This is a genomic window from Kitasatospora sp. NPDC096128, from assembly GCF_040303105.1.
Classification (GTDB): domain Bacteria; phylum Actinomycetota; class Actinomycetes; order Streptomycetales; family Streptomycetaceae; genus Kitasatospora.
The window spans coordinates 1-21,268 of record NZ_JBEOSP010000070.1 but is presented as its reverse complement, the minus strand read 5'-3'; the positions used below and the strand labels follow the sequence as shown (position 1 = coordinate 21,268).

The following is a 21,268-nucleotide window of genomic DNA, read 5'->3' as shown; positions in this document are numbered from 1 at the left end:
GTCTCTTCCGTGTTCGAAGCATGAGATCGCAGGAGGGCCCGGATGCGCGCGGGTCGGGCGTCGTGCCCGGGAACGGGAAAGGCCGCCCCCTCGACGCCCCGGCTGGTGATCGGGCGTCCAGGGGGCGGCCTTCCGCCCGGTGCTGTGGTGCTGTATGCGGCTCAGTCGGTCTTGCGCAGCGCCGCCGCCGAGCGTTCCAGCAGCTCGCGCAGCTGGGCCTGCTCGGTGTCGTCGAAGGCGTCGGTGAGCCGCTTCTCCACCCCGCAGGCCAGCGTGTCGGCCCTCTTCACCAGTGTGCGGCCGGAGCGGGTGAGCTTGGCCACCAGTACCTTCTGGTGCACGCTCGACGTCTCACGGGTGATGAGGCCCTTGTTCTCCAGGTTGGTCAGGATCGTCGTCATGGTCTGCGGCGTGACCATGCACTCCCGGGCCAGCTGCGCTCCGGACATCCCGGACGACTGCTGGAGCGCCAACAGGGTGACGTACTGCGGAACCGTCAGGTCGACGGTGCGCAGCGCGCGGGTCTTCTCGCCGATCAGCGCCTGCTCGGCCCGCTTGATGGCGTGGCCGAGGCGGTCGTGGAAGTCGAGCGGAGCCGAGTTCGGCTGGTCGGAACTGCTTTCGGTCACAGTGATCGCATCCCTGGCTGCCCCCCGCGGCGGATTATTCGGGCTTTAAGGTACATCAGTGGGCTGATCAGTCGCTACGTACGAACTGATTCGGGCCAACGGGGTGCGGCGTCCGGGGCGGTCACCGCCGCCGCGTCAAGGCGATCGGTTGAGCTCGACGTGCCCCGGGCGCCCCCTCCGGTTACGGTGACCGGACCGAACGGGCCGAACGGACGAGGCGGGTCGATGGAGGACGTGGTGGACCGGCGCCGGCCGCGCCGACTCGCGCGGCTCGCCCTGCTGTGCGCGGCGGCCGCCGTGGTCGCGCTCGCCCTCACCGGCCCGCACGGGCTGCTGGTGCTGTTCGCCGAGTTCCTCGGGCTGGCGGTGGCGGCCGTCGGCGTCTGGTGGGCGCTCACCCGCCGGGCCCTGCCACGGCTCTTCGGGGCACTGCTGGCCGTCGGCGCGCCGGTCGCCGTCGTCCTGCTCGCCCTCCACGCCGAGGTGCTGGTGCTCGGGCTGATCGCCGTGGCCCTCTGGCTCGCAGCCCTCGCCTGCGGCCGCGCCGCGCTGCGCGCCGCCCGGCCGCCGCGCCCGATGCCGGTCCGGGAGAGCCCACCGCCGCGGCGGCCCGTGCTGATCATGAACCCGAAGTCCGGCGGCGGGAAGGTCGAGCGCTTCGACCTGGTCCGGCGCGCCGAGGAACTGGGCGCCCGGGTGGTGCTGCTCGACCCCGCCGTCGAGCAGGACGTCGCCGAACTCGCCCGCCGGGCGATCGCCGACGGCGCCGACCTGCTCGGCGTGGCCGGCGGCGACGGCACTCAGGCCCTGGTCGCGGCCGTCGCCGCCGAACACGGCCTGCCGTTCCTGGTCGTCTCGGCCGGTACCCGCAACCACTTCGCGATGGACCTCGGCCTCGACCGCACCGACCCCGCGACCTGCCTCGACGCGCTCCGCGACGGCGTCGAACTCACCGTCGACCTGGGCCGGGTCGGCGACCGCACCTTCGTCAACACCGTCTCCTTCGGCGCCTACGCGCAGATCGTGCAGAGCCCCCAGTACCGCGAGGCCAAGACCGCCACCGCACTCGACGCCCTGCCCGACCTGCTGCTCGGCGACGAGGGCCCCGACCTCACCGCCCGCGCCGACGGGCACCGCATCGACGCCCCGCAGGCCCTGCTCGTCAGCAACAACCCGTACGCCGCCCCCGACCCCGTCGACCTCGGCCGCCGCCCCCGCCTGGACAAGGGCCTGCTGGGCGTCATCGGCATCCGGGTCGACGGTGCCGCCCAGGCCGCCGAACTCGCCCTGCGCGGCGAGCGGGCCGCCGCGCTGACCCTGCTCTCGGCGCGGCAGGTCACCGTGCACGCCGACGCCCCGGAGATCCCCGTCGCCGTCGACGGCGAGGCGCTGACCCTGCCGACCCCGGTCGTCTGCACCCTGCTGCACCGCGCCCTGCGGGTCCGCGTCCCGCGCGGACGCCCCGGCGCGGACCCCGCCCAGCAGGCCCACGCCCGCCGGCCGGACTGGCGTGAACTCACCCGGTTGGCCCTGTCCCGGGACGCCTCCGGCCGAGTCGGCTCCGGTCGGGACGCCTCCGGCCGGGCGGCGGGGCCCCGTACGGGCGGCCGCCCGTGACCGGCTCCGTCCTGCGCGACCTCACCGCCCTCGACGAGGCGCTCTACGCCGCCGTCGCCGCCACCGACACCCCCGCCCTCGACTCCGCCCTGCGCACCCTCTCCCGGGCCGCCGACCACTCCAAGCTCAACCTGTCCGTCGCCGCCGCCCTGGCCCTCCGCCCCGGCCGCGGCCGGCGCGCCGGGCTGACCGGCGCGGCCGCCGTCGCCCTCGCCTCCTTCACCGCCAACGTCCTCGGCAAGCAGCTGGTGCGCCGCCCCCGCCCGGACCGCGAGGCCGTGCGGGCGGTGCTGGGCCGGTACGTCCCCATGCCGGCCAGCGCCTCCTTCCCCTCCGGGCACACCGCCTCCGCCTTCGCCCTGGCCACCGCCGTCGGAACCCTGCTGCCCGCCACCGCGACCCCGCTCGGACTGTTCGCCGTCGCCGTCGGCTACTCCCGGGTGCACACCGGCGTCCACTACCCCGGCGACGTGCTGGCCGGCGCCCTGCTGGGCAGCAGCTGCGCCGGAATCGTGCTCGCGGTGGGGCGGCGGGCGTCGTAGGGTCGGGGCCCTTCGGACCAGGCGCCACCGCCTGGACACCGCGGGCTGGGCCTGTCGGGCTCCGCCCTCGGAATCCCGTCAGCGCCGCCCCGTCCCCGTCGCGGGCCACCGTAGCGAAGGCGTCCACCGGCTCCGGCGGCCGGCCGGGCTGCCCGCGGCGTCCGCCGGGCGGGCCTCCTGCACCCGGCGGCGGGCCCGGTCGGCGAGCTCGCGGGTGTCCGCGGTGGTCCGCTCGAGGACGGTCGCGATCAGGTCGACGGGCAGCCGGAACACCTCGTGCAGCACGAAGGCGACCCGCTCGGCGGGGGCAAGCGCGTCCAGCGCGACCAGCAGCGCGGGCCCGACCGCCCCGCCCGGCGGGACCGGTTGCACCGGCCCCGCCACCACGTCCGGCAGCCGCACCGTCCGGGCACCCCGCGAACCCAGCAGGTCCAGGCAGACCCGCCCGGTCACCGTGGTCAGCCAGGCGGCGACGTCCGCGACCTCCTCCGGATTGATCCGGCCGAGCCTGACCCAGACCTCCCGCACCGCGACCTCCGATTCCGCGTGCGAGCCCAGCAACGGGTACGCGAGCGCCCTCATCCGCGGCCGCAGGTACTCGAACTGGCCTGCCTGCCGGTCCTGCTCGGGCACGGTCGCACTCCTTCGGGGGGCGGGGGGTTCGTCACCGACCGGTGCCCCGGCCGTGGGTGGACCTTACTCGGAGAAGCAGGTTGATCACACCGGGTGTGCAGTGCCGAATCGGGCCACGTCCCGGTCCGACCCGGGCCGACTGAACGACGCTGTCCCCCGCCGGGAGGGCTCCCGACGGGGGACAGCGTTGGTGCGACAGGGTGTTGCAGGTATTACACCGTCTGCTGGGCCTCGAAGATCCAGTGGTGGTTGGCCTGGTCGGCGCAGTCCCAGACGTCCAGGCCGCTGCCGTTGGTGGTGACCCAGCCGGGGAGGTCCAGGCAACGGCCGGAGGCCGGGTTGTAGAGCGAGTTGTCGTAGCGGCGGATCCAGGTCTGGGCGCCCGGGTTGCTGCCGCAGTCCTGCGCGACGACCGCGGTGCCGTTGGCGGCGGCGGCGTCCGCGGTGCCGAGGCAGCGGCCGGACATCGGGATCTTGATCTGCTTGTCCTTGGTCATCACGAAGTGCTGGCCCTCGCCGTTCCAGCAGTCGTAGATCCGGAGCTGGGCGCCGGCCGAGCCGCCCCAGTTGTCCAGGCACTTGCCGCTGTTGACCGCGCTGCGGATCTGGATGGCCGCGTCGGTGGTGGCGAGCGTGTTGGCCTGCTGGTCGGTCAGGGCGTACGGGTAGGCCCGGACGTCGCTGACCGCGCCGTTGAGCAGGTCGCCGGGAGCGGCCGTGTTGTAGGTGACGCCGCCGACGTTCAGGCTGCCGGGCGCGGGCTTCCAGCCGCTGGGCATCTTGTCGGAGCCGACGGCCGCGCCGTTGACGTACAACGTGACCGTCGCGGTGTCGGCGTTGAAGGTACCGGTCAGGTGGGTCCACTGGCCGATCGTGGCGTTGGTGCGCCCGCTGCGGTCGTAGGCGGAGTACCAGGCCGTGGGGCTGGTGCTGTCGCTGCTCGGCAGCACGAAGGCCCAGTTGTGGAAGGCCTTCGAGTACTGCAGGTAGAACGGGCTGGCCACGTCGCCGGTGAGGGAGACGGCGGTCTGGTAGTTGTCGAGGTTGTTGACCTTCACCCAGGCCGAGACGCTGTAGCTGCGGGTGGTGTCGAGCCCGCCGTTGACGGGTGCGGTGGTGCGGTAGACCGACGCTCCGTCGAAGGCGGTGGCCTTGTTGGCGCTGCGGTTGTGGTCCGCGGTGAGCGGCGCCCCGGTCGGGTAGGTGTTCTTGGGGTCGTCGCCGTTCTTGTAGAGCTTGTTGGCGTCCCCGCTGTCACCGGAGGTGCGGCCGTCGAGGGCCCACCACTGAGGGTTGACCGCGGTGTTGGCGATGGTGTTGGGGCCGACCTGCCAGGTGTAGCCGGCGGTCGGGGTGCCGGGGGTGGTGACCTTGCCCCACCAGATGTCGATCGAGCCGTCGGCCTTGACGCCCCACAGGGCGGCGTTGCCGTTGCCGGTGAGGTCGCCGTCGGAGCCGAGGGTGGTCCAGGTGTCGCTGGGCACCCCGCCGATCTTGGTGGAGGTGGCGATGCCGGTCAGGGTCGGGACCATGAGCGGCGTGCCGGACGGGTCGTTGACCGGCTGGCCCTGGTTGTCGGTCGCGAGGACGGTGCCGGTGGTGAAGGTGAGGCCGTTGAGGTCGTCCTTGGCGGCGTCGGCGGAGGCGGCGAGGTTGCGGGTGAACAGGCCGGGGTGGCCCTGCTTGGCCCAGTCGCCGGAGGAGATGAGCTCCTTGTCCTTCCAACCGGAGGCGGCGAGCCGGACGGGCTTGCCGAGGGTGTTGGCGTTGGTCGCCGGGTAGTACCAGAGGGCCGCGTCGGCGCCGTTGTTGGTGCTCTCGACGGTGAGCAGGCCGGTCTTGTTCTTGAAGCCGAGCCTGGGGTCGAGGTCGGTGTTGACGGGGTCGCCGAGGGCGGCGATGCGCAGGGTGGTGGACCAGTCGTTGGCGTTGTAGCCGGCGGCGGTCAGCCAGGAGCAGTCCTCGGTCGAGGTCTTGGCGCACTTGGGCTTGGCGAGCGGGACCGGCTTGTCGATCCGGCCGTAGACGCCGGTGTTGCCCGGGTTCGGGTAGACCTTGAGCTCGGGGTCGCCGGGTGCGTGGGCGATGACGTCGTCGATGTTGTTGCCGCCGGTGAGGGTGCCGCGGTGGGTGAGCTGGATGCCGTTCCAGCCCTTGCCGCCGGGGGCCTCGGCCGGGATGGAGACGGCGGAGACGGCCGGGCTCTTGGCGTTCGGGTTGCCCGGGGGGTTGAACGCGCGCAGGTAGCCGGCCTGGTCGGGCGCGAGGATGTCGGGCGCGCCGTCGCCGGTGACGTCACCGAAGACCGGGGGCGGGCCGTCCGGGTTCCACGGCACGTAGAAGGAGTACTGGGCGACCGGGGAGACGTTACGGGCGTTGTCCATCACCTGCATGTACAGGATGTTGGTGCCCCAGCGGCCGGGGGTGACCGGGATCCCGCCCTGCGGCATCGAACCTCCGCACGACCAGCCGACGTTGGCGAGCTGCGCGTCCCAGCCCCAGCGGGCACAGATCACGCCGGAGGCGTTGCCGCCCGGGGCGGGGTCGGTGGCGGTGAAGGGGACGATGCCCTGCTCGCCGACGTGCTTCTTGGTGACCTGGCCGTTGCCGGACGGCGGGAACTTGTCCGCCAGGTCGGCGGCCGGCAGGACGGTGTACGCGTCCGGAACGGAGATGGTCGGCGGGGTCAGGTCGACGCCGAAGCGGCACATCGGGGTCGAGGCGGACATCTGGACCAGCTTGTCGGTGGCCATGGTGCCCCAGCCGTAGACGTGGCCGTCCTTGATGACGCCGGGCTTGACCTGGAAGGCCGCGTTCCCGCCGCTGACCACCTCGCCGGTGTAGCCGGAGTCGACGTCGGCGCTCAGGTCGGCGTAGTCCCAGATGTGGGTCCAGGCGAACAGCGAGCTCTGCGCGTTGCTGCTGACCGTCGCGTTGAGGGTGACGGAGCCGTTGAAGCCGGAGTCGGAGTTGAGCCAGCCGATCGACTTGCCGTCACAGCCCTGGTTCTCGGCCCACGGCACGGCCGTCGAAGGGACGGGCCAGGCGTACGGGTTGGTCGGGGTGTTGGGCACCCGGTCGTACTCGACCACGACGGCCGGGTTGTACGTCAGGCGCTTGAACGCCGTCGCGTTGGACTCGTTGCGGGCGAAGAGGCCGAAGGTGAGGTTGTCGTGGCTGGGGGCGTACTGGCGGTAGACGCCGGTGACGTCGTAGTCGAACTGGGTGTTGCCGCTGCAGCCGTTCTGCCCCGCGCCGCCGACGTCCGCCGAGCCGACTCCGGTCACCACACCGGGGGAGTTGTTCCAGGTGGTGTTGTTGTCGATCGCACCGGTGAGGTTCAGGTCGACGGTGTACTTGTTGGTGCAGGAGAAGTCCGAGGACTTGGCCTCGAAGAAGGACATCGTCGCCTTGTTGATGACGATGTCGTTGTACCAGCGGGTGTCGAACTGGAAGTAGGAGCGCTCGACGCCCTTGGAGGTCCGGAAGCCCTGGTAGCCGACGCCCGGCTGGGCGTACTGGTCGCCGGAGTTGGCGACCGTGCGGCCCAGGTTGTTGGTGCCGGGGTAGGCGGACTGGGTCCAGGTCCAGGTGGTGGCCTCGCGGCGGTCGTAGACCCAGCCCGGGTCGATGAACCAGGGGCCTTGGCCCTTGCCGAGGACGGTGTCGTCGGTGGTCAGCTCGACGGCGTCGCCGGAGGCGGAGGTCTGCATGGCGGCGACCTTGGCGCCGGCGCCGGGGCCGTCGGCGGTGCTCTTCTGCTCCCGGCTGTCGTCGCCCTGGTCCTGCCCGTCGCGCTGGGCGGCTGCGGCCTTGCCCTTGGGGGCGTTGGCCGTGGTGGCGCCGCCGGTGCCGCTGTCCCACATCTGCGGGGTGGAGGCGTGCCAGCGGACCTTGCCGTCCTTGGTGGTGGCGGTGAGGTTGCCGGCGTCATCGGCCTTGACGGTGACGCCCTTGGCCACGGTCGGGAAGCGGACCTTCTTCAGGGCCGGGTTCTTCGCCGCTTCGGCCGTCTTGACGACCAGGACGGTGGAGAGGCCGCCGAGCTTGGAGGCGGTGACCCGCAGGTCGATGCCGGGGGCGACCTCGGGGTAGACCAGGGCGTCGCCGTTGGGGTCGAGGCTGGGCCTGGTCAGCGGGAAGGGGGAGTCGATGGTGAGGGACTCGCCGTCCTGGCTGGTGAGGGTGCCGAGCGGGCCGTCACCGCCGCCGGAGAGGTGGACGCCGGCGACGGCGGTCCTGGGCCGGTAGCCGCCGCGCTCGTCGGGGACGAGGGTGCCGTCCAGGTTCGCCCAGCCGTTGTTCTGCTTCACCCGCTGGGGTTCGGCGTGCTGGGTGCGGGCGAGGTGGCCGGCCGGGGTGGCGACGGTCTCGCTGTACTCGTCCGTCAACTCCGGTACCGGGACGGGCTTTCCGGTGCGCTTGGCATCGGCGATGGCCTTGTCGGAGGCCAGTTGGGGCTTCTCGCCGGCGAACTTGGCGTCTCCGGCGGCGATCCGGTCGGCGAGGTCCTTGGGGACCGTGGGGGCCTGGTCGGCGGAGGCGGTGGGGGTGGCCGGGGAGTCGGCGGCGAAGGCCAGCGGCGCTATCGGTCCGACGGAGGTCAGCGCGAGCGCCAGGGAGACCGCGACGGCGTGCGAGCGTCGCGACGGGTGCCTGGTTCTGCGCATGCCGGAGGAGGCTCCGGAGGGAGCGCGCATCGTGAAGCCCTTTCAGGGAAGGCGTGAATGTCCGGCCGTGAATGACGGTCGGATACAGGATGGTTCGTAAGGGTCCCCAGCAAGCTGCCGCATTGGTGATTCAACGTCAATTGGCTTTCTGCGGTGGATGTCCGGTTTGACGAACCGTCCGCCGATTTCGTTCAACGGTGATCTGAATCACAGCCTCAGGGGAGCCTCAAGTCGCTCGACGGTCGGATCGTTAGCGCCCTACCCTCCACCGAGGCCTGTCCGCGCCGAGTCGCGGCGCGGACCTCTCATGGGGGTGGAGATGTCCTCTTTTTCCGAACGACCACCCGGTGACACCGGGTGGGACGAAACGCCTTCCACATGGCGAAAATCCCGATTGGCGGTTGTCAGTTCTTTTGCGGTCCTGACCGTTCTGGCGGCTCCGCTCGGCACCGCCGCCGCGGCCCCTGCGGGCGGCGGCGCGGACCGGGACCGGATCTGGTCGCCGCCCGGCACGCCGCTGCCGAAGACGGCCTCGGTGCACGGCACGGCGGAGAAGGTGAAGCCGACTTCGCCGCCGACCGGTTCGCCGAACTGGGTGCCGCCGAAGTCCCTGCCGCAGCCGAAGGAGGGCAGCGCGGACGTGGCGCTGGACGCGGCCGCCGGCGCGTCCAAGCAGGCGGGTGACCTGCCGGTCTGGCTGGCTCCGGCGCCGGGGGGAGAGGCCGGGCCCGCCACCCCGGTGCGGGTGCAGGTCGCCGTGCCGCCCGCCGAGGCCTCGAAGGGCGTGCAGGGCACGGTGGTCGCGCTGTCGCGCGAGGAGGCGGTGAAGGCCGGCAAGGTCCAGGTCGGGCTCGACCTCGGCGCGCTGGGCGTGACCGGTGACCTCGCCCACCGGGCGCGGCTGGTAGCACTGCCGGACTGTGCGCTGACCACACCGGGCGCCGACGGCTGCCGGGCCCGGACGCCGGTCGCCTCGCACTACGACGAGCAGTCGAAGCGGCTGGTGGCGGACGTCGAGCTGCCCGCCGCCGGCGGCACCTCGAAGGGCTCGCGGGCGGAGTCCGCGGCCGCGGCGGAGTCCCTGGCCGCCCCGAGCCGGGTGCTGCTGGCGCTGGACGCCGCGCCCTCGGGCGGAACGGGCACGTACAGCGCCACGCCGTTGGCGTCCAGTCAGAACTGGACGGCCGGGAGTTCGTCGGGGTCGTTCACCTACAGCTATCCGATCGTGGTGCCGCCGTCCCTGGGTGGGGGAGCACCCTCGCTCGCCCTCGGGTACGACTCGGCGTCGGTGGACGGCAAGACGGCGTCGACGAACGCTCAGGCGTCCTGGATCGGCGACGGCTGGGACCTGGGCGCGGGGTTCGTCGAGCGCGGCTACCGCGGCTGCGACAAGGCCGGCATCCCCGGCTCGGGCGACCAGTGCTGGGGAGGTCCGAACCTGACGCTGTCACTGGGCGGACACTCGGGCGAGCTGGTGCCGGACGACGCTTCGTGCGTCGGTGGGACCGCGACCGACGAGCAGTCGAGGTGCACCTGGCGGCTCAAGGGCGATGACGGGACGAAGGTCGAGTTCCTGACCGGTGCGAACAACGGGACGTGGAACGGCTCGTACCTGAAGGTGACGGACACTTCCGGCACGGTCTACTACTTCGGGCTCAACCAGCTGCCGGCGGCCGATGGTTCGCCGAGCAGGACCGGCCCGGAGAGCAAGTCGGCGTGGACGGTTCCGGTCTACTCGCCGAACCCCGGCGACCCGTGTTACGACGGCTCCAAGGGCAAGGGCTCCTGGTGCCAGACCGCTTGGCGCTGGAACCTCGACTACGTGGTCGACGCCCACGGCAACCTGACCACGTACTCCTACACGCCCGAGACCAACTGGTACGCGCGTGGCGGCGCACAGAACGGCGGCCAGGGCGCGAACACCCCGTACACCCGGGGCGGCGTGCTCTCCGCGGTCACCTACGGCCAGCTGCTGTCCGACCAGTTGGGCGCGGGCGGGTCCTACCAGTCCGCGGCCCGGGTCGACTTCGACTCGGGTGAGCGGTGCGTCTCGGATGCCGCCGCCTGTGACCCGTCGCAGCGCACGGCGGCGAACGCCGCCAACTGGCCGGACGCGCCGTTGGACAAGCTGTGCCAGGACAGTGGCGCCTGCACCAACTACGGCCCCACGTACTGGTCGACGAAGTGGCTGAACGGGATCACGACCTCGATCCGATCGGGCGGCTCCTACCGCCCGGTCGACAAGTACGAGTTCACCCACGTCTTCAAGACGCCGCAGAACGCGACGGAGAACGCGCCGATCGCCTGGCTGCAGTCGGTGAAGCGGACGGGCAAGGACACCGCCAACGGCCAAGCCGAGCAGGCGCTTCCGCAGGTGGCCTTCACGGACCTGCTGCTGCCCAACCGGGTGGACGGCCTGGTGCCGGCTCGCCCGCGCTACAACCGCCCGCGCCTGGCGGCGATCACCACGGAGACCGGTGGCACGATCACGGTCTCGTACAAGCAGGACCAGTGCTCGCGCGCGGCCGGGCGGATGCCGTCCTCGGCCGACGGCAACACCGCGGCCTGCTTCAACGTGAAGTGGTTCGACACCCAGGTGCAGTCCACGGTGGACGACTGGTTCCTGCGGTACCCGGTGGACACGGTGACCGTCGACCCGAACAGCAAGCTGGTCGCCGGCTCGGTGCCGATGACCACCTCCTACACCTACGGCCTGGCGGCCTGGCACCGCAACGACAGTCCGCTGGTCGAGTCCGACTACCGGACCTGGGACCAGTTCCGCGGCTTCGCGAGCGTGACCGCGGTGACGGGTTCGGGCAAGGACGGGCCGCAGGGCAAGTCGACGACCAGCTACTACCAGGGCATGGACGGCGACGCCAAGGCCGACGGCAAGCCGAAGGGCGCGTCCGTCGCCGGTGTGAAGAGCGGTGGCCGGACGGACTCCGACTGGATGTCCGGGCAGATCCTGGAGACGGACACCTACGCGGACGCCTCGGCCGACGCGGGCTCGCCGCTGTCGTACACCGTCAACACCTATGAGAACCCGGCGGTCAGGGCCACCCACGCGCGCCCCGGCCTGCCGGACCTGGTGGCCCGCTACGGAGCCACCAAGGTCACCACCGCCGCGACCGCCACGACCACCACCGGCACCCGCACCACCACGACGGTGTCGAACACGGACGCCGGGAACAACAACCGGGTCACCACGTCGCTGAGCACGGCCGACGGCACCCCGGACGTCTGCACCCGCTACCGGTACGCGGGCGGCGCGAACCCCCAGATGACCGGCCTGGTCTCCGAGGAGTTCGTCATCTCGGGCGCCAACGCCTGTACGGCGGACGCGAACGCGGCCAACACGGTCTCCGGCAAGCGGACGCTCTACGACGGCCAGGCCTTCGGCAGCGCCGGTGCCAAGGCCGAGGTCACCGGCCGCCAGGTGCTGGACGGCTACGACGCCAATGGCGCCGCGCAGTTCGTCACCACCGGTACCAGCACGTACGACCAGTACGGCCGGGTCACCTCGGTGACCGACCCGACCGTCACGGACAGCGCCAACCCGAACGGCGCGGTCACCACGACCGCGTACGGCTCGGCCAACCCGGGCGAACTGCCGAACCAGGTGATCACCGGAACCCCGGCCCCGGCCGGCGCACCGGACGCGGGCACCGCCCGCACCGGCACCGTCACCCTCAACCCGGCCCGTGCCCTCACGCTGACCGCGAAGGACGCCAACGGCCGCACGACGACCAGGACGTACGACGGTCTCGGACGGGTGAAGGCGGTCTGGGCCCCGGGCCAGGACACCGGCGGCAACGCCAACGCGACCTTCGACTACGCCGTCAACGGCACCTCCGGCCCGTCCACGGTGACGACGAACTCGCTGCGTCCGGGCGGCAAGACCTACGGGAAGTCCGTGCAGATCGTGGACGGTCTGGGGCGCACCGTGCAGACCCAGGGCGACCCGGCGGTCGCGGCCTACCAGGGCCGGATCGTCGCCGACACGTTCTACGACTCGCAGGGCCGGGTGGGCCGGACCTACAGCGCCTACTACGAGGACACCAACAAGCCGAACACGACCCGGTGGATCCCGGACGGCGCGATGGTGCCGAACCAGAGCGTGGTGCAGTTCGACGGTCTGGGGCGGGTGGTGAGCTCGCAGTTCGTGGCGCTGGGCAAGCCGCAGACCACGACGACGACGGCGTACCCCGGTGCGGACCGGGTGGACGTGTCGCCGCCGGCCGGTGCCACCGCGACCAGCACGGTCACCGACGCCCGTGGGCGCAAGACACAGGTGTGGCAGTACCGGACGGCCGCGGCGACCGGGAACCAGGCCGACGCGGACGTCACCGGCTACACCTACACGCCGGGCGGCCAGGCGGCCACCCGGACGGATGCGGCGGGGAACACCTGGAGCTACACGTACGACCAGCGCGGCCGCGAGGTGAAGATCGACGACCCGGACACGGGTGTGTCGACCCGTTCGTACGACAGTGCGGGGCGGCTGGCGTCGACGACGGACGCGCGTGGCCAGACGGTCGCGATGACGTACGACCTGCTGGGTCGCAAGACCGGGACGTTCAACGGCTCGGTGGCTCCGGCGAACCAGCTGACCGGCTACACCTACGACACTGTGGCAAAGGGCCAGTTGACCGCCTCGACCCGTTACGTCGGAGGAGCGGGCGGTACGGCCTACACCAAGTCGGTCGGCGAGTACGACATGGCCTACCGTCCGACCAAGTCCTCGGTCTCCATCCCGGGCGCCGAGATCGGGAAGTCGGGGCAGGCGAGCTTCGACTATGCCGCCGCCTACAACCCGGTCAGTGGTGCCGTGACCAGTGAGACACGCGCTGCGGCGGGCGATCTGGCGCAGGAGGCGGTGAACTACAACTACGAGGACTTCGGGCAGCTCAATGACATGAGCGGCTCGGGGTACACGTACCTGCGGCAGGCGGACTGGGACGCGTACGGGCGCAACGTCCGTGACACGATGAATCCGTGGGGTACCCAGGTCGTCGCGACGAACACGTACGACGAGTCCACGGGACGCCTGCTGACGCAGTACGTGGACAAGCAGACCGCCACCACCGGTACCGTCCAGAACACCACCTACGCCTACAACCCGGCGGGCCGGATCACCGCGGTGCGGACGATCCCGGACAACAGCCCGGGCGCGACGGACCTGCAGTGCTTCACGTACGACTACCTGGGCCGGCTGACCACGGCCTGGTCGGACACCGGGCAGCTGAGCCAGCCCACGCCGTCGCTGGCGGGGCAGGGGGCGTGCGCCAACTCGACGCCCACCAGCGGGGCTTCGACGGCGGGGACCACCACGGTGGGTGGTAGTGCGCCGTACTGGCAGGACTACACCTACGACGCGGTGGGCAATCGGACGAAGCTGGTCATGCACAACCCGACCGGTGACGTGTCGAAGGACCTGACCATCGACCAGGTCTTCCCGGCCGCGGGCTCGCGCAACACGCCGACCTCGGCGGCGGGCACGGGGGGCGGCACCGGCGGCGCGCACGTGCCGACCGGGGTGAAGTCGACGTTCCCGAACAACGGGAGTGTGCCGGGGAGTTACCAGTACGACGCAGCCGGGAACACCACGAGGATCGCCAACCCGGGTGCGAACAAGACGCTGGGTGCCGGTTTCGTGCTCAACCCGGGCGAGTCCGTGCGCTCCAGCAGCGTGCAGCTCACCATGCAGACCGACGGCAACCTGGTGCTGACCTCGCTGCGGACCGGTCTGGTGACGTGGTCGACCGGTACCGGTGGGCACGCCGGCGCGTGGGCGACGATGCAGGATGACGGCAACTTCGTCGTCTACGACCCGCAGCGGGTCCCGCTGTGGTCCTCACAGAGCTGGGTCGGCCCGAACAGCAAGTACTTCGCGGTCGTCCAGGACGACGGCAAGTTCATGGTGTACGCGCCGGGTTGGGCTCCGAAGTGGGACTCCCACACCTGGACGACCGTGGACGCGGCCAACGGCGCGGACCTGACCTGGGACGCGGAGGGCAAGCTCGCCACCCTCAAGCAGGGCAGTGCCACGACGTCCTACGTCTACGACGCGGACGGCAACCAACTGATCCGCCGCAACCCTGGCAAGGTCACGGTCAACCTCGGCGGCGGTGACGAACTCACCTACGACACCGGGGCCAAGACCAGCACCGGCACCCGCTACTACGCCCTCCCGGGCGGGGTCACCCTGGTCCGCCAGGGCGCAGCCAAGCTCACCTACCAGCTCGCCGACCAGCACGGCACCGGCACCCTGTCCGTCGACTCGGCGACCACCGATGTGAACCGTCGCTGGACCGACCCGTTCGGCGTCCTGCGCGGCTCGGGCACGGGCAACGCCTGGGCCGGCGACAAGGGTTACGTCGGCGGCCTCAAGGACGACGCGACCGGCTTCACCAACCTCGGCGCCCGCCAGTACCAGGCCGCCACCGGCCGCTTCCTCAGCCCGGACCCGCTGATGCTGGCCGACGACCCGCAGCAGTGGAACGCCTACGCCTACAGCAACAACGACCCGGTGAACAAGGCCGACCCGACCGGCATGGCGCTGGAGGAGTGCGCGACCGGATTCGCCAAGTGCTCCAATATGGGCACCAAGGTCGACACGACGCAGGACGGGCCGAACTACCAGAAGCTCGTCGAGCAGATCAAGAAGGAGGAACCGATCCGCAGGGCGGGCTACGTCAAGTTCGTCGAGCAGAGCCTGTCGAAGCCCCTTCCGAACCCGAACCGGGAGAAGAAGGTGCCGACGTCGGCCGGAGGCCCGGCGGGCGTCATCGTCGGCCACTCCTCGAAGGAGCTGAGCCACGACCTGCAGCCCACCGTCGACTACAGCGTCGGAACCGACTTCAACTCCGCCGAGTCTCTTGACCCGATAGTCCTCGGGGTCTCCGCGACACAGGCGACCCAGTGGAGCAAGCAGGTCACCAAGAAGAACACCTTCTCCCACAGCAACAAGGTCGGAGGAAGTGTCGGCTTCAAGATCGGCGGAGTCGAGATCGGGGCGGACACCGAGGCCAACTGGGAATGGGGCTCCGAGGACACCACGCAGACGACCGACGGGAAGACCGACTCGGTGACGGTGGACCAGAAGATCACGCTGCGGCCCACCGCCCTCCACCAGCTGTACGGCAAGTCCCCCATCGTGACCCGACGGCTCTACGAGACCACGTACTACTACGACGACGGGAGGACGGCGACCAAGACGTGGGGGACCGTGTTCGTCAGCGGCTGGACCCCGGTCCTCTACCAGCCCGGGACGCCGGTGCAGGACATCAGGGAGCCGTAGCAGTGCCGCGCCGACCGTGGCCCGGCACCGCACCACAGGAGGACGAAGGAGGAAGATGAACTGCGCGAGGGGCGTCACCGGGAAGCTCGGCACCATGGTCGTGGGTCTGGCGTTGAGCGCCTGCGCGTGCACCACGGTGTCCGGGCCGACCGGCACCGGTACCGGTGCCGGGAGGAGTCCCGCGCCGACGGTGTCGGACCGGTTCGGCCAAGTCAGGCAGTTGATCCTGCAGACGGCCAAGGAGAGGGGGACGGCGCCTGCCGGCGACGCCTTCACGGAGCTCCGGTTCAGCAACGGCTACGGGCCGGAGCTGATCTGGCAGGCGGAGACGACCGGTGACATCTGCACGGCCTCGGAGCGGGTGCTGTCCCGAGGCTGTGTCCCCCTCGCGGAGATCGCCAAGCGGCCGACTCCCGGGATCGGCACCTTCATCGGCGCCAGCCTGTTCGAAGACAACTGGTCGGTGATGTTGATGGCCGACGGTGAGACGGTCGATCACCTCTCGTGTCAGGGACGGGACTTCCCGGTCCGTGCCGGGTACACGGTCCCGGTGGACGGCGTGCCCCACACCGTCTACACCGTCGCCGTGCCGAGGAGCCTCCAGGGCAGGTACCGAGTGGCCGTCCAGCGGGACGGTGACTCGGCCGAGGAACGAGTCGACATCACCCCGGAGGAGAACTACGGCACCGTCGCCGTGCAGTGCTGAGCGGCCGACCGTGACCCGGCGGTGCCCCGCCTCCCGGACAGGGAGGCGGGGCACCGCCGTTTTCGCAGGCCGCCCGGGGGTGGGGCCAGGCCCACCCCCGGGCGGGGAGGCAGGTGGATTCTGCCGGTGGCCCGGTGTCCCTAGATTCGGTCACGAGCCGCCCGTCGGGCGGGTGGTGGCGAGGACGGGGAGCTGGTCGTGGAGGGAACGGTGCAGCCGGCGTTGCGGCTGTCCGGGCTGCGGAAGCGGTTCGGGGCACAGGTCGCGGTGGACGGGGTGGACCTGGTGGTGCCGAGCGGGTCGTTCTACGGGCTGGTCGGACCGAACGGGGCCGGGAAGACGACCTCGTTGTCGATGGCGGTCGGGCTGTTGCGCCCGGACGCCGGGAGTTCGGCGGTCCTCGGGGTCGACGTGTGGAGCGACCCGGTGCGGGCCAAGGCACTGGTCGGGGTGCTGCCGGACGGGATGATGCTGCCGGAGCGGCTGAGCGGCCCCGAACTGCTGCACTACCTGGGCCGGTTGCGCGGGCTGCCGGCCGCGACGGTGGACGCCCGGGCGGCGGAGCTGCTGGCGGTGCTGGAGCTGGACGGGGCCGGGCACACCCCGGTGATCGACTACTCCACCGGGATGCGCAAGAAGATCGGCCTGGCGACGGCGCTGCTGCACGCGCCGCGGCTGCTGGTGCTGGACGAGCCCTTCGAGGCGGTCGATCCGGTGTCGGCCGCGACGATCCGGGTGATCCTGCGGCGGTTCGTCGCCTCGGGCGGGTCGGTGGTGTTCTCCAGCCATGTGATGGCCCTGGTGGAGCAGCTCTGCGACCACGTCGGGGTGATCGCCGCCGGCCGGGTCCTGGCGGCCGGGCCGGTGGACGAGGTGCGGGCCGGGCGGGGGCTGGAGGAGGTCTTCGTCGAGCTGGTCGGTGCCCGTACGGGTGGGGCGGAGGGGCTGTCGTGGCTGGCGTCCTGAATCCCGGGAGGGTGCTCGGCCCCGCAGGTGTGCTGAGCCCGGCGGCCGCGCTGACCGGGATGAAGCTGGCCGTGCTGCGGCGGTCGATGTCCGGCCCGCGGGCCGCGAGCCTGATCGCGGGCGGGGTGTGCGGCGTGCCGGTGGCGGTGGGCACGGCGCTGCTGGGCCTGGTGGACTACCCCGTGCCGGAGGCCGGGGTGGGCACGATCGCCCTGGTGCTGCTGGTCTGGACGGTCGGCTGGGCGGTCGGCCCGACCCTCACCGGCGGGGACCCGACCCTGCGGCTGTCGTACTTCGCACTGGTGCCGCAGCCCCCGCACAGGCTCGCGCTGGGCCTGCTGGTCGCCTCGTTCGTCGGCGTCACCCCGGTGGTCGGCCTGGTCGCCTTCGCCGTGCTGCCGGTGTTCGGTGCCGGGCTGGGGCCGCTGCCCGCGCTGGTGGCCGTGCCCGGGATGCTGCTGCAGCTGCTGTTCGTGGTGCTGCTGGCCAAGCTGAGCCTCCAGGGCCTGGGCAGCGTCGCCCGGTCGCGGCTCGGCTGGGAGCTGTCCTCGCTGCTGGTCGGCCTGGTCTGCGGGTTCCTGAACACCGGCTGGTTCGGCCTCGCCTTCTTCCTCGAGCTGCTGGGCGGCCACTGGGCGCCGACCGTCGGCACGGTCGTGCGCGCCCTGCCCTCCGGCTGGTCGGTGGTCGCCGTGGACGCCGCCCGGCGCTCCGACTGGGCCCTGGTCGCCGCCTGCCTCGGCGGGCTGCTCGCCTTGTGCGGGCTGCTGTTCGCGGCCTGGACCGCCCTGCTGGCCCGGCAGTTGGTGCGCGGTACGGCGGGCGGCGGCCGGGCCGGTGCCCGCCGCGGCGCCCGGCTGCGGTTCCTCCCGGACACCCCCGGGGGCGCCGTCCTCGGCAAGGAGCTGCGGCTGTGGGCGCGCGACCCGCGCCGCGCCCGCTTCCTGCGGATCGCCCTGTGGACCGGCGTGTTCACCGGCCTGCTGCCGGTGCTCGGCGGGTTCCCGACGGTGCTGCCCTGGACGGGCGTGGTCCTGGCGCTGTACGCCGGTTCGCTCGGCTCCAGCCTGTACGGGCTGGACGCCGGCGCCCTCTGGCTGACCCTGGTCGCTCCCGGCGCCGAGCGGGTCGACGTCCGGGCCCGGCAGCTGGCCTGGCTGCTGGTGGTCGGCCCGGCCGCGCTGCTGCTCACCGTGGCGGCGACCCTCGCCGTCCCGAGCGGCTGGGCCTGGCCCTGGCTGCCGGCCGTCCTGCCCGCCGTGCTCGGCGCCGGGGCCGGGCTGGTGCCGCTGATGTCGCTGCTCGCCCCGGCACCGTTCCCGGACCGGCCGGGCGGCAACCCGCTGGACGGGTTCAGCGACGAGAGCGGCGACCAGGTCCGGATGCAGAGCCTCGCCGTCCTGCTGCTCCAACTGTTCGCCGCGCTGCCGGCCACCGGTGTCGTGCTGGCCGGGACGCTGCTGCACAGCGAGCCGCTGCGCTGGGCGGGGGCGGCGGTCGGCCTGGCCACCGGGCTGCTGTTCGCCTGGTGGACGGGACGGGCGGCCCGCCGCCGGCTGGAGAGCCGCGGGCCGGAGCTGCTGGACGTGATGCGGAAGGGAGTCCGGCGGGGGACGCGGCCGGCGGGCGGGGCCGCGGGCGGAGCCTCGGGGTCGGCGGGCCGGTCGGCGGAGGAGCAGGTACTGCTGGACCGCCTCGCCCGCCGCCGCACGGCGGCCGCGGGGGTGCTGGTGACGGTCGGGGTGCTGAGCACAGCCCCGCAGGGCGGGGTGGCGCTGGCGATGTCGCTGCTGGCACCGGCGAACCGGAGCTGGTTCCTGGCCCTGTACCTGCCGCCCGACTGGCAGGTGCCGGTGGCGTCGGGGTTCATCCTGCTGGGCGCGGTGTGCTTCGTGGGGGTGTACCGGCTGATCCGCGCCAAGCAGGCGGCGGAGCAGGGCGCCGAGTAGGCAACGGGCTGCTGGGCAGGGACCGTTGGCGGGCTGCCATCATGATCGTCCAGCACAGCACAGCACAGCACAGCACAGCACAGCACAGACAGCACAGACAGCGCGGCACGGTACGGCACATCACGGCACAGCACCGTCCAGCACCCGAGTCGACCGGAGGAGGCCCCGTGAGCACCCCGCAGTCCCGAGGTGCCGAGGCGCTGCGCACCGCCCTCCAGGCGCTGAGGCGGCTCGCCGTCCGCACCCTGCTGATCCCGGCCGGGGCGGTGCTGGCGGTGCTCTACCTGATCTCGTTCCTGCTCTGGGGCTGCCTCGGGCTGGTCCCGCTGTTCCCGCCGGCCACCCGGGCGGTCCGGTCCGCCGCCGAGCGGGCGCGCTGGGCTGCCGGCCACTGGTCGCAGGTGCCCGTACCGGTGCCGTACGTGCCGCGTCCGGCCTTGGAACGCACCCTGCACGGCTGGTTCTGGACCGGCCACGACTACCACAAGAACCGCCGGTTCGCGGGCTTCGCGCTCACGCTGCGCTGGCTCTGGAACGACCCGGCGACCTGGCGGGACGCCGCCTGGGTGCTCGTCGACCCGCTGGTCGGCGGTGCCGTCGCGGCCACGCCCGTCCTGCTGACCGGCTACGGCCTGTACGGGCTGGCGCAGCCCGTCCTGCCTGAACCCGCCCTCGGCTACGGCCTGTTGCCGCTGCCCGGGCTGCTCGGACCGCTCCTCGGCCTCCTCCTGTCGTCCGCCGGCCTCGCCCTCGCCCGGCCCGCGCTGCACTTGCACGGCCGGTGGACCCGCTCCCTGCTCGGCCCCACCGAGCGCTCCCGGCTGGCCCAGCGGGTCGAGCAGCTCACCGAGATCCGGCTGGACGCCACCGAGGCCCAGGCCGCCGAACTGCGCCGGATCGAACGGGACCTGCACGACGGCGCGCAGGCCCGGCTGGTCGCCGTCAGCCTGCGGCTCGGCGCGGTCGCGCTGCTGATCGACCAGGACCCGGAGAAGGCGAAGCAGGTGGTGACGGACGCCCAGGAGAACGTCACCCAGGCCTTGCAGGAACTGCGCGACCTGGTGCGCGGCATCCACCCGCCGGTCCTCGCCGAACGCGGCCTGGCCGAGGGGATCCGGGCGCTCGCCCTGGACGTGCCGCTGAAGGTCGAGGTCCGGACCGCACTGCCCGGACGGGCCGAGGCACCGGTGGAGTCGGCGGTGTACTTCGCGGTCGGCGAGGCGCTCACCAACGCCGTCAAGCACGGCGACGCCCGGCACGCCACGGTGGAACTCACCCACGCCGCCGGGCTGCTGCGCGCCGAGGTCGCCGACGACGGCCGGGGCGGCGCCGACCCCGCCCGCGGCAGCGGCCTGCGGGGCATCCAGCGGAGGCTGGCGGTGTTCGACGGTACGCTCACGCTGACCAGCCCCCCGGGGGGCCCGACCAGGCTGATCATGGAGCTGCCGTGCGTGTTGTCCTCGCCGAGGACCTCGTCCTGCTGAGGGACGGACTGGAACTCCTGCTGAGCGCCCACGGCCACGACATCGTCGCCGCCGTGGAGAGCGGGCCGGAACTGGCCGCCGCCCTCGCGGAACACCGCCCGGACATCGCGGTGGTCGACGTCCGGCTGCCGCCCACCTTCTCCGACGAGGGCCTCCAGGTCGCGCTGGCCGCCCGCCGTGAGCAGCCGGGCCTGCCGGTGCTGGTGCTCTCCCAGCACGTCGAGCAGCTCTACGCCCGGGAACTGCTCGCCGACGGCGCGGGAGCGGTCGGCTACCTGCTCAAGGACCGGGTGTCCAAGGCCGACCGGTTCGTCGATGCGGTGTGCACCGTGGCGGCCGGCGGCACGGTGATGGACCCGCAGGTGATCTCCCGGCTGCTCGCTCGCAACGCCTACGACGAACCGCTCGCGATGCTGACCCCGCGCGAACGCGACGTCCTCGCGATGATGGCCGAGGGCCGCTCCAACGCGGCGATCGCCCAACGCCTTCGCTTCAGCGAGGGCGCGGTGAGCAAGCACACCTCCAACATCTTCGCCAAGCTCGGGCTCGGGGTCTCCGACGATGACAATCGTCGCGTTCTTGCGGTGCTCGCATACCTGGACGGGACCCGGTCGGGGTGAGGGGTTCCGCTGCGCGGGGCTGGGGTGTGGGGGTGGGCTCTCGGGAGGGTGGGTGGCGCCGGGGGCGGTTCCGGGGGTGGGCGCTCCGGGGGCTGGATGATTTTCCGACCGCCGACTCTGTGGGCACATGGTGGGGCGCCGTTGGCGGTCTG

11 protein-coding genes are annotated in these 21,268 nt (G+C 72.2%); 8 read left to right on the top strand and 3 right to left on the bottom strand.

Going from position 1 to position 21,268, the window contains the following annotated elements; translation table 11 throughout:
- Positions 1 to 161: 161 nt before the first annotated feature.
- On the bottom strand, positions 162 to 629 hold the full coding sequence (locus ABTY61_RS39385; RefSeq protein ID WP_350510038.1) for a MarR family winged helix-turn-helix transcriptional regulator: 468 nt from the start codon (positions 627 to 629) through the stop codon (positions 162 to 164).
- A gap of 225 nt (positions 630 to 854) precedes the next feature.
- Between ABTY61_RS39385 and ABTY61_RS39380 the strand changes: the two genes are divergently transcribed.
- Both ABTY61_RS39380 and ABTY61_RS39375 read left to right on the top strand, forming a co-directional pair.
- On the top strand, positions 855 to 2,246 hold the full coding sequence (locus ABTY61_RS39380) for a diacylglycerol/lipid kinase family protein (RefSeq protein WP_350510037.1): 1,392 nt from the start codon (positions 855 to 857) through the stop codon (positions 2,244 to 2,246).
- Positions 2,243 to 2,788 carry a phosphatase PAP2 family protein gene (locus ABTY61_RS39375; protein WP_350510036.1) on the top strand — a complete coding sequence of 182 codons (546 nt, stop codon included), beginning with the start codon at positions 2,243 to 2,245 and terminating at the stop codon, positions 2,786 to 2,788. The genes ABTY61_RS39380 and ABTY61_RS39375 overlap by 4 nt, the downstream gene beginning before the upstream one ends.
- 78 nt (positions 2,789 to 2,866) lie before the next feature.
- Here ABTY61_RS39375 and ABTY61_RS39370 read toward each other — a convergent pair whose 3' ends face one another.
- Together ABTY61_RS39370 and ABTY61_RS39365 are read right to left on the bottom strand one after the other, a co-directional pair.
- Positions 2,867 to 3,421, bottom strand: coding sequence for a sigma factor (locus ABTY61_RS39370; protein WP_350510035.1), 555 nt, complete (start codon positions 3,419 to 3,421; stop codon positions 2,867 to 2,869).
- 212 nt (positions 3,422 to 3,633) lie between these two features.
- Positions 3,634 to 8,091, bottom strand: a complete 4,458-nt coding sequence (locus ABTY61_RS39365; protein WP_350510034.1) for a LamG-like jellyroll fold domain-containing protein — start codon at positions 8,089 to 8,091, stop codon at positions 3,634 to 3,636.
- Positions 8,092 to 8,485: 394 nt separating this feature from the next.
- Here ABTY61_RS39365 and ABTY61_RS39360 point away from each other — a divergent pair, with 394 nt between their 5' ends.
- From ABTY61_RS39360 to ABTY61_RS39335, 6 genes are all read left to right on the top strand, one after another.
- A complete protein-coding gene (locus tag ABTY61_RS39360) occupies positions 8,486 to 15,391 on the top strand; it encodes an RHS repeat-associated core domain-containing protein (protein WP_350510033.1) in 6,906 nt (2,301 codons plus the stop codon).
- Between the two features lie 55 nt (positions 15,392 to 15,446).
- Entirely contained in the window at positions 15,447 to 16,097 is a 651-nt protein-coding gene (locus tag ABTY61_RS39355) for a hypothetical protein (protein ID WP_350510032.1), read from the top strand.
- Between the two features lie 192 nt (positions 16,098 to 16,289).
- A complete protein-coding gene (locus tag ABTY61_RS39350) occupies positions 16,290 to 17,063 on the top strand; it encodes an ABC transporter ATP-binding protein (protein ID WP_502895516.1) in 774 nt (257 codons plus the stop codon).
- On the top strand, positions 17,048 to 19,012 hold the full coding sequence (locus ABTY61_RS39345; RefSeq protein WP_350510031.1) for a hypothetical protein: 1,965 nt from the start codon (positions 17,048 to 17,050) through the stop codon (positions 19,010 to 19,012). The genes ABTY61_RS39350 and ABTY61_RS39345 overlap by 16 nt, the downstream gene beginning before the upstream one ends.
- Positions 19,013 to 19,179: 167 nt before the next feature.
- On the top strand, positions 19,180 to 20,496 hold the full coding sequence (locus ABTY61_RS39340) for a sensor histidine kinase (RefSeq protein ID WP_350510030.1): 1,317 nt from the start codon (positions 19,180 to 19,182) through the stop codon (positions 20,494 to 20,496).
- Positions 20,460 to 21,116 carry a response regulator gene (locus ABTY61_RS39335; protein ID WP_350510029.1) on the top strand — a complete coding sequence of 219 codons (657 nt, stop codon included), beginning with the start codon at positions 20,460 to 20,462 and terminating at the stop codon, positions 21,114 to 21,116. Before ABTY61_RS39340 ends, ABTY61_RS39335 begins: the two co-directional genes overlap by 37 nt.
- Positions 21,117 to 21,268 lie beyond the last annotated feature (152 nt).

What these genes read in the sequence shown, in the direction of transcription:
- ABTY61_RS39355 (WP_350510032.1), top strand. Translation starts at nt 15,447, where the DNA reads ATGAACTGCGCGAGGGGCGTCACCGGGAAGCTCGGCACCATGGTCGTG.
- ABTY61_RS39380 (WP_350510037.1), top strand. Translation starts at nt 855, where the DNA reads ATGGAGGACGTGGTGGACCGGCGCCGGCCGCGCCGACTCGCGCGGCTC.
- ABTY61_RS39365 (WP_350510034.1), bottom strand. Translation starts at nt 8,091, where the DNA reads ATGCGCAGAACCAGGCACCCGTCGCGACGCTCGCACGCCGTCGCGGTC.